Here is a 14,048-nt window from a genome sequence, read left to right on the forward strand (position 1 = left end):
CTTTTGGACCTTCTTCCCGTGTTCAAGGCCGCCGTGGAAGAGTGGCACATGCTCCTCCCCGGCGATAAGGTGGTGGTAGGGGTATCGGGAGGACCGGATTCCGTGGCCCTGCTCGATCTCCTCTGTCGCCTGCGGGAGGAAAAGAGGCTTTCCCTTTACGTGGCACACCTGCACCACGGCCTGCGGGCGGAGGCGGAAGCGGAGGCAGCCATGGTCTCCGAGTTGGCCCAGAAGTATGGCCTCCCCTTTTTTCTGGACAGGGTTGATGTGAAGGAGCACGCGCGGCAAAGCAAGCTTTCCATAGAGGCCGCCGCGCGGGAGCTACGCTACCGCTTCTTGCTGGGGGTGGCTGGGGAGGTTGGAGCCAACAGGATAGCCCTGGGGCACCAGGCTGACGACCAGGCGGAAACGCTACTTTTGCATCTCCTGCGCGGCGCGGGACTTTCCGGGCTTAAAGGGATTCTGCCGGTGCGCGGTCCCTTTATAAGGCCTCTTTTGCGTGTGCGGCGGGCAGAGATAGAAGCTTACTGCCGGTGGCGGGGGCTTAAACCCTGCTACGATCTCTCCAACTGGTCGCTGGAGTACACCCGCAACCGCATTCGCCACCAACTGCTTCCCCTACTGGCGCGGGAGTACAACCCCTCCATAGTGGAGGTCCTTTGCCGCCTAGCGGAAATAATCCGGGAAGAAGACGAGTTTCTGGAAAGAGAGGCGCGCAGAGCTTACCAGGAATTGCGGCGGGAAGGGGAGGAAGGCCTTAGCTTGGCTTTAGAGCCGCTGAAGGCCCTTCCCCTGGCTCTGGCCAGGCGGGTGGTGCGGCTGGCCTACCGGGAGTTAGTGGGGACGGAGCTCCCCTTCGAGCACGTGGAGGCGGTGAGGCAATGGTTTTACCGTCCGGCCGGAAAGGAGCTTTCTTTGCCCAAGAACGTGAGGGTGGTGCGGGAATACGATTCCCTGGTCTTTCTTCCTCCCCAGGCAGAGTTCTCTCCTGTGCCCTTTTACGCCTACCCCTTAAGGGTTCCGGGGATCACCTACCTGCCCGAGGTTGGCCTGCTTCTGGAGGCCCGTCTGATTGCGCCTTGGGAGTTAGGCGACCCCCGCAGACTTCCCTCTACCGAGGCTCTGCTGGACTGGGAAGCGCTGGTTCCCCCTTTGCGGGTGAGGCGCCGGCTGCCGGGAGATCGCTTTCACCCCTTTGGCTATCCGGCGCCGGTCAAACTCAAAAGCTTCCTTATAAATCAAAAGATCCCCCGCTACAAGCGGGATCGCCTGCCCCTGGTGGAAGATGCCGAGGGCATAGTCTGGGTGGGAGGAGTGAGGATAAGTGCCAGGGTTGCGGTGAAGCCGGAGACTCGTGTGGGCCTTCACCTCCGGCTTTATCCTTTTTCGGCGCAGGAAAATGATACCGGAGGCAGGTGAAAAGTTGGCTGTTGGCGAAACAAAGCTTTAGAAGTGCTTTATCAGAGTTCCAAAAATGCGGTATAATTTTTTAGTTAAAGGGGTTATCCCGAAACCTTGTAGGAGGTAGGAAAGCTTTTGCCGAGGTGGCTTAAGAGTCTGGTCATATATCTCTTACTGGTCCTGGGGGTGGTGGCCCTTCTCCGGTACGCTACGCCGGTCTCCTCGCCCTCGGAGCACCTCACCTACTCGGCTTTCCGGGAGGCGGTAGCCCAGGGGGAGGTAAAGGAGGTAACCATCCGGACTGAGAACTCGGTCAACTACATCACGGGGAAGAAGAAGGACGGGAGCAAGTTCGAGACGGTAGGGCCGATCTTCGACAACACGCTCCTGCCCCTGCTTGAGTCCAAGAAGGTAACCATAGAGCAGCAGCCCTCTCCGCAGACCGGCTGGTGGTCCAACCTTATTCTGGCCATTCTGCCCATGCTGCTGGTCTTGGGAATCTTCTTTTACATGATGCAACAAGCCCAGGGAGGGGGCAACCGGGTGATGTCCTTCGGAAAAAGCCGGGCCAGGCTTCATACCCCCGATGACCGCAAGCGGGTCACCTTTGATGACGTGGCGGGCATAGACGAGGTCAAGGAAGAGCTGCAGGAAATAGTGGAGTTTTTGAAAAACCCGCGCAAGTTCAGCGAACTGGGCGCCCGTATCCCTAAAGGCGTGCTACTTTACGGGCCGCCGGGCACGGGCAAGACTCTCATCGCGCGGGCAGTGGCCGGCGAGGCAGGGGTTCCCTTCTTCAGCATCAGCGGTTCCGACTTTGTAGAAATGTTCGTCGGCGTAGGTGCGGCGCGGGTGCGCGACCTCTTCGAGCAGGCTAAGAAAAACGCCCCCTGTATCGTCTTCATCGACGAGATAGACGCCGTGGGGCGCCAGCGGGGGGCGGGCCTGGGCGGCGGGCACGACGAGCGGGAACAAACCCTGAACCAACTGCTGGTGGAAATGGACGGCTTCAGCCCCAACGAGGGAATCATTGTCATCGCGGCGACCAACCGGCCGGATATTCTCGACCCGGCCCTTCTGCGGCCGGGGCGCTTTGACCGGCAGATAGTGGTGGATATGCCCGACATAAACGGGCGCAAGGCTATCCTGCGCGTGCACACCCGGGGCAAGCCGCTGGCGGAGGACGTGGATTTGGACGTCTTAGCCCGGCGCACACCCGGTTTCAGCGGTGCGGACTTGGCCAACGTGGTGAACGAGGCGGCGCTTCTGGCCGCCCGCCGTAACCGCAAGCGGATCCACATGGAGGACTTCGAAAACGCCATCGAGCGGGTGATCGCCGGTCCGGAGAAAAAGTCACGGGTCATAAGTGAGCGGGAGAAGTGGCTGGTCTCTTACCACGAAGCGGGACACGCCCTGCTAGGCTACCTTCTGCCTCACACCGACCCTGTGCACAAGATATCCATCATCCCGCGCGGGCGGGCCGGGGGCTACACGCTGCTCTTGCCAGAGGAGGACCGCTACTACATGACCCGCTCCCAGCTGCTGGACCAGATAACCATGCTGCTGGGGGGCCGGGTGGCGGAGGACCTCATGCTGGGGGAGGTTAGCACCGGGGCCCAGAACGACTTGGAGCGAGCCACAGAGATTGCCCGGCGGATGGTGATGGAGTACGGCATGAGCGACGAGCTGGGGCCCCTGACCTTCGGCTACAAGCACGACACTCCCTTCCTGGGCAGAGATCTGGCGCGGGACCGCAACTACAGCGAGGAGGTGGCCTCGGCCATCGACCGGGAGGTGCGGAGGATAATCGAGTCCTGTTACGAGCGGGCCAAGAATCTGCTGATAGAGAATAGAGAGAAACTCGAGAGGGTGGCCCGGGCCCTCTTCGAAAGGGAGACGCTGGAAGCCAGTGAGTTCCTGGCCCTGGTGGAGGGGCGGGAGGAGAAGGCCGTACCTCAGGTTTCTTTCCGCAAAGAGGAGGACAAGGCGGAAGAGCCTCTACCCGCCGTCAGACCAGAGCCGGCCGTGACCATAAAACCTCAACCCCAAACTAGCTCGAGTTAAGGAGGTTTGAATGGAGCGTGGAGAGAACCTTCGTCATGGTAAAGCCCGACGGGGTGCAGCGAGGCCTGGTGGGGGAGATCATAAGCCGTTTGGAGAAGCGGGGGTATAAACTCGTAGGGCTCAAGATGCTGCGCCTGACCCCGGAAATGGCCGAGAGGCACTACGCCGAGCACCGAGGTAAGCCCTTCTTCCCTGGGCTCATAAGCTACATCACCTCCGGGCCGGTGGTGGCCATGGTGTGGGAGGGGAAGAACGTGGTGGCGGCGGTGCGGGAAATGATGGGGGCCACTGACCCGCAGAAGGCCCTTCCCGGCACCATCCGAGGCACTTACGGCATAGATATCGGGCGCAACGTGGTGCACGGCTCCGACTCCCCGGCCACCGCCGAGCGGGAGATAAACCTCTTTTTCTCCCCGGAGGAGCTGGTGGCCTACGAGCGCAACCTGGACGTTTGGATCTACGAATGACCGCCGGGAGAGCCTGCCCTTTGGGGTTTAAGAGGGGGTGCTGCATTCCACCCCCTCACTTCTTTTTCCAACCGTTCGGCCTCCCTTTTTAGCGCTTGATCGGACGAGCGCGCCTTTTGAAGGGCTGGGTCTGGAGGCGGATGACAGAAACTTGCTATAGTAGTTGGGACCGAAAATATCCTTGCCGAAGGGGGAGTAGCGATTCATGCGTCAGGTGCCCAGCGATCTAGAAATAGCCCAGGCGCACAAACTCATCCCCATAAAAGACATCGCCGCTTCCATAGGTTTGGACGAGGAGGACATTGAATATTACGGGCGGTACAAGGCCAAGATCCGGTTGGAAGTGCTGGAGAAGTTTCGCGACCGGCCCAACGGCAAGTACATTGACGTCACCGCCATCACTCCGACACCGTTGGGCGAGGGAAAGACGGTGACCACCATCGGTCTTACCCAGGCCTTAGGAAGACTGGGAAAGAAAGCCATCTGCACCCTGCGCCAGCCTTCTATGGGTCCCGTCTTTGGCATAAAGGGAGGGGCGGCAGGTGGGGGCTACTCTCAGGTGGTTCCTATGGAGGACATCAACATCCACTTCACCGGTGACATCCACGCCGTGGGTCAGGCGCACAACCTCTTGGCGGCAATGATCGATGCCTCCATCCTGCACGGCAACCCTTTGGGCCTCGATCCCCTGAGCATTATGTGGCCCCGGGTGGTTGATGTCAACGATCGGGCTTTGCGCCAGATAGTCATCGGATTGGGTGGCCGGGAGAACGGCTATCCTCGGGAAACGGGCTTCGATATTACGGTGGCCTCGGAAGTGATGGCCATCTTGGCCCTCACCACCGGGCTTCATGATCTGAGGAAAAGGCTGGGAAGGATCGTCGTCGGTTACAGTTACTCCGGCAAGCCCGTGACGGCGGAAGATCTGAGGGCTGCCGGCGCTATGACCGTCATTCTCAAGGAGGCCATCAAACCTAACCTGGTCCAGACCCTGGAAGGGCAGGCTTGCATCATGCATGCCGGTCCCTTCGCCAATATAGCCCACGGCCAGTGTTCTATCCTGGCGGATATGATCGCCCTTAAGCTGGCCGACTACGTGGTGACCGAGAGCGGCTTTGGGGCTGACCTGGGGATGGAAAAGTTTATGAACATCAAGTGCCGCTACTCCGGGCTCCGGCCTAACTGCGTGGTGGTAACCTGCACGGTGCGGGCGCTCAAGATGCACGGCGGCGTGGGCAACGTGGTGGCAGGCAAGCCCCTGCCAGACGAGATTCTCAAGGAGAATGTGCCGGCGGTGGAGAGAGGCTGCGAGAACCTGGCCCACATGATCAAGATCGCCAAGTACTTCGGCGTCCCTGTGTTGGTGGCCATAAACCAGTTCACCACCGACACGCCGGCGGAGATCGAAGCGATACGTCAGAAAGCACTGGAGGCGGGAGCGGAGGGCGCCTACCCCATCACGGTGTGGGCTGACGGCGGCGCCGGGGCCATCGATCTGGCCAAGGCGGTGGTCGAGGCCTGCGAGAAGCCCACCAATTTCCAGTTCCTTTATCCCGACCACCTGAGCATTAAGGAGAAGATCGAGATCCTGGCCACCAAGGTTTACAATGCGGCTGGAGTTCGCTACGAGCCGCTGGCCGAGAAAAAGATTGCCCTTTTCGAGGAGCACGGTTGGGGACACCTCCCCATCTGCATGGCCAAGACTCACCTCTCCATCTCGCACGACCCCAGCCTCAAGAACGTGCCGCGCGACTACATCTTTCCCATCCGCGACATTCGGGCTTCCGTAGGAGCGGGCTTCCTCTATCCGCTGGCGGGAGCCATGCGGACCATGCCGGGGCTGCCTTCGCAGCCGGCAGCTTTCAAGGTGGATATCGACGAACAGGGGCGCACGGTGGGGCTTTTCTAAACGGTCTCGCCCCAGAGCTTGGGGCACTCGCGGCAGGGAGGGAAGAGTTCTTTCTTCCGGAAGGAGGCGCGGAAGGTCTGGTAAAGGGGACTGGACCAGATTTCTTCCCAGGAGTTGTGGTTGAGATCCCCTAGAATGAGCGGCTCGTAAGTTAGGATCTCGCTCTGGCGGACAAAGGAGGGCGCGGTTGTCACCGGTAGGTTGGTAAAAGTGCAGGGGGCGACCGTGCCCTTAACGCCTATAAAAGCTGCCCGCAAGACGTTTTCCGTGCAGTAGAGACGTCGTTTCCAGGGGTAAGGCAGGTGGTAGTGGACGGCTATCCCTGCCTTGCGCCCGGCCTTGACCGCGAGCGTCAAGTAGCGTTTTACCTGCCGCAGCTCCCTTTTGTCTTTGGGCAGAAGGGCTTCCCCTTCCAGCTCCGGCGAGGGGACGAAATCCAGGGTGCTGATCACTACCTCATCGGCTCCCCGAGCGGCCAGCAAGCGAGGTACCTCCGGCAGCTCTTCCAGATCGGGGCGCAGAAGCATGTAGGCCACGTGCAGGCGGGGGTATTTAAGCCCCCGCCTTTCCCGGAGCGAGGCCAAGGCTTCCAAAGCGCTTAGCACCTGCTCGAGCTTGGTCCCGCGCCTCACTGTGTCGTTGCGGCGGATGCCAGCCAAGGAAAAAGCCACCACATAAAACTCGAGATCCAGGATGAGCTCCATCTTCGGCCGGTCGAGCAGCATGCCGTTGGTGGTAAAACCCACCTGGCTTCCCGCCTCGCGTACCTTCCGGGCCAGGTTGAAGAACTCCGGGTACAAAAGCGGCTCCCCCCAGCCCTGGAGATAGACCAGGTCTGTGCGGGGAAAGACCGGTATGAGTTTTTGCCACAAAGCCTCCGGCAGATGCCGGTTGTCCCACTGTTCCCGGTATACGGTGCGGGGACAATAGAGGCACGAAGCGTTGCAGTAAGAGGTTACTTCCAGTTGTAGCCAGTCGAAGCGCTCTTCGGATAGGCCGGGGAAAACAAACTCCGACAAGCTTAAGCAGCTCCTTTACAGGAATTTGCTCAAGAAAGCGCGAGTGCGGGGGTTTTCCGGCTCGCGAAAGATCTTTCCCGGCGGGCCCTCTTCCACTATTCGCCCCTCGTCCATGAAGATGACCCGGTCGGCCACCTCGCGGGCGAAGCGCATCTCGTGCGTTACCACCACCATGGTCATGCCTTCACAAGCCAGATCCCGCATAACAGCCAGCACCTCTCCCACCATCTCCGGGTCGAGCGCCGAAGTGGGTTCGTCGAAAAGCATCACTTTAGGCTCCATAGCCAGGGCACGGGCGATGGCTACCCGCTGCTGCTGCCCTCCGGAAAGTTGGTCGGGATAGGTGTGGGCTTTTTCTTCCAGGCCCACCTTGCGCAGAAGCTCGAAGGCCTTGGCCTGGGCGTCCTGGCGGGACATCTTTTTCACCACCATCGGAGCTAAAACGATGTTCTCCAGCGCCGTCTTGTGGGGGAAGAGGTTGAAGCTTTGAAAGACCATCCCCACCTTCTGGCGAATGAGATTTATGTCAGTGGAGGGGTTGTTAAGCTCCACCCCGTCGATGATAATGGAGCCCGCCGTCGGCTCCTCCAAGAGGTTGAGGCAGCGCAGGAAGGTGCTCTTGCCCGAACCCGAAGGGCCGATAATCACCACCACTTCGCCGGCCGCTACCTGGCAATCGATGCCCCGCAGCACTTCTAACTTCCCGAAGTTCTTGTATAGTCCCCTTACCTCGATCATACTTGTAGACATCAGGTTCTCACCCGCAGTCTTTTCTCCCAATAGTCTACCAGACGGGATATGGACAAGGTAAGAATCAAATAAATGAAGGCTACGGTCAGCCATATCTCGAAGGGGCGGAAGGTGCTGGCAATTATGATCTGCCCCCGCCGGGTGAGCTCCACGATCCCGATCACCGAGAGCAGGGAAGTATCTTTCAGCATGGCGATGAACTCGTTCCCCAGAGGGGGGATGATGTTCCTTACGGCCTGGGGGAGAATCACGTAGCGCATGGCCTGGCGATAGGTCATCCCCAGGCTGCGGGCGGCTTCCATCTGCCCTTTCGGTATGGACTGAATGCCAGCACGGAAGATCTCGGCCACGTAGGCACCGCTGTTAAGACTGGTGGCAATAATGGCGGCGGCAAAGGCGGGGATGTGGGTGCTGGTGAAGAGCCGGGGCAGGCCCCAGCTCTCCACCAGGAAGCTTTGCAGCTGCTCCAATAGCTGAGGGAGGCCGAAGTAGACGATGAAGATCTGCACCAAAAGCGGGGTTCCCCGCAGGAAGTCCACGTAGCAGGTGGAAAGAAAGCGAATCACCCGGTTCCGGGAAAGCCTCCCTAGCCCCACGATGAGGCCGAAAACGCAACCCAGGGAAACGGCCAAGCAGGTTATCTTTAAGGTTTCTACCGCTCCTAAGAGCAAATAGGGGAGATTGCGCCAGATAAACTCCACCGCAGGCCACCTCTGGTCTTACTTGACCGGGGGCTCTCCGGGGAGAAAGCTCGGAGGATCTTCCCCGAACCAGCGGCGGTAGATTTCCGCATACTGGCCGTTTTCTTTCAGCTTCTTCAGTCCCTCGTTTATTTGCTGCAAGAGCTCGGGCCGGTTCTTGGGAACGGCGATGCCGTAGAACTCGCTATTGATACAGATGTCCTTGACCACCTTCACCTCCGGGTGTCCCTGCTTGATGAAGTAAGCGGTCACCGGGTAGTCGTTAATGAAGGCGTCCACGCCGCCGTTGATGAGTTCCATGAAGGCGTCGTTGGCCGTGTTAAACTCGACGACTTTGGCTCCAGGGATACTCTTGGCAAACTTTGCCCCAGTGGTGCCGAGCTGGGCTGCTATTTTCTTCCCTTCGAGGTCTTTTAGGGTCTTGATGTCCTGGTTGTCTGCCCGCACGGCTACGCGGAGCCCGGACTGGTAGTAGGGCAGGGAGAAGTTGACCTGCTTTTTCCGTTCCTCGTCGATGCTGATGGCCGATATGGCCATATCCACGCTTCCCGTTTTTACGGCGGCGATGATGCCGTCAAACCCCATGTCTTTGAACTCCACGTCGAAGCCTTGGGTGGCCGCCAGAGCTTTCATGAGGTCAATGTCGAAGCCCGTTATCTGCCCGGTCTTGTCGTCGCGGAACTCAAAGGGGGCGAAAGAGGCCTCGGTGGCCACCACATACTTGGACTTTTGGCTTTCGGCAGCGGTTTTGCTGCCGGGTGCCCCGCAACCGGAAAAAAGGATAGCGGTCACCAGCACAAGCCCCATGCACAAGCTCGACCACAACTTCTTCATTTTTCGTCCTCCCCTTGCAAATTTTGTAGTGCTGAAACGTAACGCAACAATCATCTGAGAAAATACGGCGTTAAGCCAGAAGTTCCTTCTGGAAATTCGCTCGGCCGGAAGTTGAAGCAAAAGAAGTGAGGCGCTTTCTGACCCAGGGTCGGGAAACGTGAAAGTTGCTAAGGAAGGAGTTTTGCCAGTATAATCGGGGAGAACAGCTGCATTGCGCACCTTGGCGGGAGTGGGTAGGAATCGAACCTACCGCGGACCTATTCCTGCCCGCCAGCTGGCTTTGAAGGCCAGGAGATCCACCAGGACCCGTCCACTCCCGCTTCCCTTGCTTACGATTATAGCGGTGGGGGTAAGGTCTTGTCAAACGGGGGCCGGAGGGTAAAAGCGGCCTGGGGAGCGAGCAAGCGGCGGTACCCCCGGGAAGCGGTTCGCGAGGCCTGGACGCAGGTGGTGCCGGGAGAGGTAGGGCCTTCTCTTTTTCTCTGTTTCTTCACCCCTGACTACTCTCCTGACGAGGTCTTCTCCCATCTAAACTTTCTCCTTTATGAATACCCCTCCTGGCGGCTGGCCGGTCTTTCTACGGCCGGGATCATTTCCCCCCGGGGGGTATGGGAGCAGGGCCTGGGGCTGCTCCGCATATCCGGAGAAGGGCTGGTAATAGTGACCTCCATGGCTAAATTAGGGCGGCTGGCCGCCTTCCAGGCCGGGAAGGAGGCGGGGGAGGAGCTGCTGGCAGAGGGGATAAGACCTCCCGGGACCATCTTCGTCTTTTACGACGGCTACGCTGAGGGCATCACCCCCTTCCTCTGGGGGCTTTACGGCGTGCTGGGGCCCGACTTCACCTATGTAGGAGGGGGAGGAGGGGAACATTCCCTTGGAAAGGGATCGGTTCAGCTCACGGAGGGGGGTTGGACTACCGGAGCGGCGGTGGTGGTAGGAGTGGGAGGACTGGAGACAGTGGTGCTGGCGGGGCATGGGTGGCGGCCCAAGGCCAGTCCCTTTTTCGTCACGCGGGCTGAAGGAAGGACGGTAACCGGCATCAACGGCTTCCCGGCCCGGGAGGCTTACCTCGACCTGGTGAAGGAAAGGGGCAGAAGTATATCCGAAATAGGAATCGCTCATCCCCTGGGCTTTCCCCGGCTGACAGGGGAATTTTTGCTACGCGATCCCTTAAGGGAACTGCCCGGGGGAGCGATAGAGTTTGTAAGCGAAGTCCCCTACAATAGCGCTGCTTTTCTCATGCAGGCGGAGGATCTGGCGGCAGTGGCGGAGAGGGTGGTAAAAAAAGCGTTCGAGCTTTCGCCTGAGCCCAGCTTCGGCCTCATAGCCTATTGCCTTTCGCACCACTGGCTTGCCTCCAAATCGACAGAAGGGATGCTAAGCTTGTGGGGCGAGGTCCCTTATCTAGGCTTTTTGAGCTTCGGCGAAATAGCCGCGAAGGGAGCGGTTCCCTTCGTGCAGAATAAGACGGTCACCGTGGCCTTGGGGAGGGAATAGTGACTTGGCGGCGCAGCTTTCGTCCATGATGCTGGAATTGCTGGCTCTTTACGAAATCACCAGCTGGCGCTTTCCGCACTCGGAAGAGGAGATCTTACTCTGGTTTATCGACAAGACCAGCCGGCTTTTCGGGGTGACCGGTTTTTCGGTGGAAGTGAAAGTTCCTGGTTCCCCTGCCCCCCAGGTCTGGCGGTGGGGTAAGGGAGGAGTGGAGCCTCAGCACCGCTACTCCTGGAGGGATGCCGAGCTCGAACTCGAAGTGAGTTTCGTTCACCCGCAAGGCTTCGATGAGCGGGCCCGACGGCTGCTGAACGTCTTGGGTTGCCAGCTAGGGCAGAACCTGCGCACTTTCTACTGGTACCGGCGGCTGCAGTACCTCACCTGCCACGACTGCTTGACCGGCCTTCCCAACCGAGCTTACTTCGAGGCGGAACTGGAGCGCTTGAAAGAGACCTTTGCCTACCCGGTGAGTTTCATCGTTTGCGACCTGGACAACCTCAAAGAGGCCAACGACAGCAGGGGGCACAGCTTTGGGGACGAGCTTTTAAGGGCGGCGGCCAGACTCATCAAAGAGTCGGTGCGCGAGAGTGACGTGGTAGCCAGAGTAGGGGGAGACGAGTTCGTAGTGGTGCTTCCCCGGACGGGGCGCCAGGCGGCCCTCAAGGTGGCCCGGCGCATAAAGAAACGCTTGGCTGCCCACAACACCCAGCACCCCCATCTTCCCCTGAGTATCTCCGTAGGGGCGGGGACGGCTTCTTCACCGGAGCGCCTGCGCCAGGGACTGGACGAGGCCGACCGTGCGATGTACCGCAACAAGGTGCGGCACAAAGAGGCGGTTAAGAGGAACGGCTCCTCGGATCCCACATGTGGTTACATTCTTCGCAGGCAGCCAGGGGGCGGCGTAGATAGAAGAGCAGATCTATGAACCACCAGGCTGGGATAAAGGCCCAAAGGAGAGGGAAGAAAAAGCCGCCACCGAAGAGTACCGCCGTGCCGCCGAAACCGTAGAGGATGAACTTGTCGTTTTGCCCCACCGGCACAATGCGGCTGGAGCCGCAGCGGGGGCAGCGAATGTTAGCCATACTGTTGGCCTCCTGGACGATCTCTCGTTTTTCTTATTATAAACGGTAATGAAGGAACAAACCAAACCTCAAAAGGAGTGGGACGAACGTTGGTCGCGGAGCGAAGAGGGAGAGCCAGGATACCTTTCAGCCGGCCTTACCTAGGTCCCGAGGAGGAAGAGGCGGTACGCGAGGTCTTGCGCGAAGGGAGACTGGAGTCCGGTTCACGGGTGCGGGCTTTTGAGGAGCGTCTAGCCAGCTGGCTAGGGGTAAAGTACGCCGTCGTGGTGGCAAGCGGGGCAGCGGCCTTGCACGCGGCCCTCTACGCCGTAGGGATAAGCCGGGGAGACGAGGTGATCCTCTCTCCGCTTGCCCCGCCAGAGGTGGGCAGCGCCATCCTTTACCTGGGTGCCAAGCCGGTGTTCGCCGACATTAATCCCGCAACCTTGACCCTTGACCTGGAAGAGGTCAAACGTAACTTGACTCCCCAGACCCGCGCTCTGATAGTGACGCACTACGCCGGGTTACCGGCGGACCTCGAGCCCTTGACCGCGTTTGCCGCCGAGAACGAACTGGCGCTCATCGAGGACGCAACCTGCGCCTTGGGAGCCACATATAAAGGGCGGCCGGTGGGAAGTTTCGGGCAGGTAGCCGCCTTTTCTTTTTCCCCCGACTCCACCCTCACTACCGGGACTGGAGGGGCGGTGGTGACCGACGACCCCGAAATTTACCGGTGGCTAAGGCTCTTCACTTCCCTGGGAATAGTGCGCTCGCTGGCCGACTGGGTGCGGAAGGAGGGTCCCTGGCATTTCGAAGTGCAGGAGGTGGGCTTCGACTACCGCCCCGGGGAGATACAAGGGGCCTTGGGGCTGGCACAGCTGGGTCGGCTTGAGGAGATGCTGACCCGGAGGCGGGAGTTGGCTGCCCGCTACCTCGAAGCTTTGTCCTCCCTGCCTCTGCATCCGGTCTCCTATCCGCCGAACTCCCAGCCGGCCTGGACCTTCTTCCCGGTAAGGCTTAACTTGGAGGCTCTGCGGGCGGGCCGGGAGGAAATCTACCCTGCCCTGTGGGTTGAGGGGGTCGAAGTGGGGGTGCACTACCTGCCTCTTTATCTGCACCCGCTTTACGGGTGGATAGGGGATCCCAACGTCTGCACCTTGGGCCAGGGCCCCCCCTGCCCCAAAGCAGAGGCCGTTTACCCGGAACTCCTCTCCTTACCCCTTTACCCGGCCATGACCGACGAGGAGCAGGGAGAAGTGATAGCGGCATTAAGCCGGGTGCTGCTTTCTCGGCTTAAAGTTAGTTGAGCTTTTCGGTTACGGCTCGGTATTTCGCCAGGAGTTCGTTGAAACTGCTGACGCCGAGTTTGCGGTAGATGAACTTGCGGTAGGTTTTCACGGTGTAAACGCTAAGGTTGAGGTAGGCGGCGATCTCTTCGTTGGTAAGCCGGCGAAGTAAGAGGAATAAAATCTCCCTTTCGCGGGGAGAAAGGCGGCGCTCGAGCTCCGGCGGGAGCGAGGGGATCTCGCGGGCGAGCGCCAGTTCTTTTTCCATAAGTAAGAGCAGGGTTTTAAGGAAGGTCACGGCGAAGCCGAGTTCCCTTTCGGCGTGCATGGATATGTCTAGGTACCCCAAGATGGAATTGCCGAGGCCCCGCACGGGGGCCGCCACGCACCACCAGTTGTGGAAGAGCCGGCAGAAGTGCTGCTCACCGCGAACGGCCACCAGCCGGCCGAGCTCCCGCGCCATGGCTAGGGCGTTGGTACCGCAGCTTCTCTCGGTGAAGACCGTGCCCGGGACCACGCCTAAATCTCGGGCGGCTTCCAGAATCTCGGGCGAGGCGTAGAGTTTGAGGGCAACCAACTCCGGGTCGCAGAGGATGCAGATGAAGTTCCGCTGAGGATCGGTGGTGCAGATCGGCCTCACCGTCTTCTCGGCCAGGGAGATAAGGAGTTCGGCGGCTTTAAGACGGGGAGCTAAGGCGGCGGGATCGAGGATTTCTCGGGGGCGGGTCAGATCTTGAGGCACGCCGCAGGCGCGGCAGCGGGCGTAAGAAGCTTCCAGTTCCTCCGGAGAACAAAGAAGGGGAAAGTAATCCTCGTCAGAAATCCCGCTTTTTTTGCTGAAGGGAGCCAAAGCTAGCCCCTCCGCCCTATTACCGCTTGCTGGAATAGTTTGCTTTCCCTTCACTATAGCAGATTTCCGCCGGAGAGTACAAGGAGAAAAGGGCTCAAAAAACGGGGGGAGGAGGAAGCATGAAAAGGCTTCATGCCTCCTCTTTGGGGTGGAACTAACTTTTGGTTTCTTTTAAGTCACTTCTCGGGTTTTATCTTAGCAATAGCCCT

At 59.6% G+C, this 14,048-nt stretch carries 13 protein-coding genes and 1 tRNA gene; 7 read left to right on the plus strand and 7 right to left on the minus strand.

Going from position 1 to position 14,048, the window contains the following annotated elements; all coding sequences use genetic code 11:
• Window positions 1-3 precede the first annotated feature (3 nt).
• The 4 genes from tilS to DXX99_RS01015 all read left to right on the plus strand — a co-directional run bounded on the left by tilS (window position 4) and on the right by DXX99_RS01015 (window position 5,841).
• Window positions 4-1,419, plus strand: a complete 1,416-nt coding sequence (tilS, locus tag DXX99_RS01000; protein WP_115791650.1) for a tRNA lysidine(34) synthetase TilS — start codon at window positions 4-6, stop codon at window positions 1,417-1,419.
• Between the two features lie 117 nt (window positions 1,420-1,536).
• The gene (ftsH, locus tag DXX99_RS01005; protein ID WP_115791651.1) at window positions 1,537-3,465 is read left to right on the plus strand and encodes an ATP-dependent zinc metalloprotease FtsH; all 1,929 of its coding nucleotides are present in this window, start codon (window positions 1,537-1,539) and stop codon (window positions 3,463-3,465) included.
• 17 nt (window positions 3,466-3,482) lie between these two features.
• The gene (gene ndk / locus DXX99_RS01010) at window positions 3,483-3,932 is read left to right on the plus strand and encodes a nucleoside-diphosphate kinase (protein WP_115791652.1); all 450 of its coding nucleotides are present in this window, start codon (window positions 3,483-3,485) and stop codon (window positions 3,930-3,932) included.
• A 214-nt stretch (window positions 3,933-4,146) separates the two neighbouring features.
• Entirely contained in the window at window positions 4,147-5,841 is a 1,695-nt protein-coding gene (locus tag DXX99_RS01015; protein ID WP_205664609.1) for a formate--tetrahydrofolate ligase, read from the plus strand.
• Here the strand turns inward: DXX99_RS01015 and DXX99_RS01020 are convergent.
• From DXX99_RS01020 to DXX99_RS11400, 5 genes are all read right to left on the minus strand, one after another.
• Window positions 5,838-6,860, minus strand: a complete 1,023-nt coding sequence (locus DXX99_RS01020; protein ID WP_115791654.1) for a radical SAM protein — start codon at window positions 6,858-6,860, stop codon at window positions 5,838-5,840. The genes DXX99_RS01015 and DXX99_RS01020 overlap by 4 nt on opposite strands.
• 15 nt (window positions 6,861-6,875) lie before the next feature.
• Window positions 6,876-7,598 carry an amino acid ABC transporter ATP-binding protein gene (locus DXX99_RS01025; RefSeq protein ID WP_115791655.1) on the minus strand — a complete coding sequence of 241 codons (723 nt, stop codon included), beginning with the start codon at window positions 7,596-7,598 and terminating at the stop codon, window positions 6,876-6,878.
• Window positions 7,599-7,609: 11 nt separating this feature from the next.
• Complete coding sequence (locus DXX99_RS01030; protein WP_115791656.1) at window positions 7,610-8,311, minus strand: amino acid ABC transporter permease; 702 nt, start codon at window positions 8,309-8,311, stop codon at window positions 7,610-7,612.
• Between the two features lie 18 nt (window positions 8,312-8,329).
• The gene (locus DXX99_RS01035) at window positions 8,330-9,145 is read right to left on the minus strand and encodes a basic amino acid ABC transporter substrate-binding protein (RefSeq protein WP_115791657.1); all 816 of its coding nucleotides are present in this window, start codon (window positions 9,143-9,145) and stop codon (window positions 8,330-8,332) included.
• Window positions 9,146-9,366: 221 nt separating this feature from the next.
• Window positions 9,367-9,463: transfer RNA gene (locus tag DXX99_RS11400), tRNA-Sec, on the minus strand.
• A 39-nt stretch (window positions 9,464-9,502) separates the two neighbouring features.
• Here DXX99_RS11400 and DXX99_RS01040 point away from each other — a divergent pair.
• Together DXX99_RS01040 and DXX99_RS01045 are read left to right on the plus strand one after the other, a co-directional pair.
• Window positions 9,503-10,642, plus strand: a complete 1,140-nt coding sequence (locus DXX99_RS01040) for an FIST signal transduction protein (RefSeq protein ID WP_115791658.1) — start codon at window positions 9,503-9,505, stop codon at window positions 10,640-10,642.
• Between the two features lie 4 nt (window positions 10,643-10,646).
• Complete coding sequence (locus DXX99_RS01045) at window positions 10,647-11,567, plus strand: diguanylate cyclase (protein WP_115791659.1); 921 nt, start codon at window positions 10,647-10,649, stop codon at window positions 11,565-11,567.
• Here DXX99_RS01045 and DXX99_RS11300 read toward each other — a convergent pair.
• Window positions 11,479-11,724: a hypothetical protein gene (locus DXX99_RS11300; RefSeq protein WP_134642921.1), complete on the minus strand. Its 246-nt coding sequence runs from the start codon at window positions 11,722-11,724 to the stop codon at window positions 11,479-11,481. The two genes, DXX99_RS01045 and DXX99_RS11300, sit on opposite strands and share 89 nt — an antisense overlap.
• A gap of 89 nt (window positions 11,725-11,813) precedes the next feature.
• Here DXX99_RS11300 and DXX99_RS01050 point away from each other — a divergent pair, with 89 nt between their 5' ends.
• A complete protein-coding gene (locus DXX99_RS01050; protein WP_165847639.1) occupies window positions 11,814-13,010 on the plus strand; it encodes a DegT/DnrJ/EryC1/StrS family aminotransferase in 1,197 nt (398 codons plus the stop codon).
• Here the strand turns inward: DXX99_RS01050 and DXX99_RS01055 are convergent.
• Window positions 13,003-13,839, minus strand: coding sequence for a LuxR family transcriptional regulator (locus DXX99_RS01055; RefSeq protein ID WP_115791661.1), 837 nt, complete (start codon window positions 13,837-13,839; stop codon window positions 13,003-13,005). The two genes, DXX99_RS01050 and DXX99_RS01055, sit on opposite strands and share 8 nt — an antisense overlap.
• Between the last annotated feature and the right edge of the window lie 209 nt (window positions 13,840-14,048).

It is taken from the genome of Ammonifex thiophilus, from assembly GCF_003368535.1.
GTDB lineage: Bacteria > Bacillota > Desulfotomaculia > Desulfotomaculales > Ammonificaceae > Ammonifex > Ammonifex thiophilus.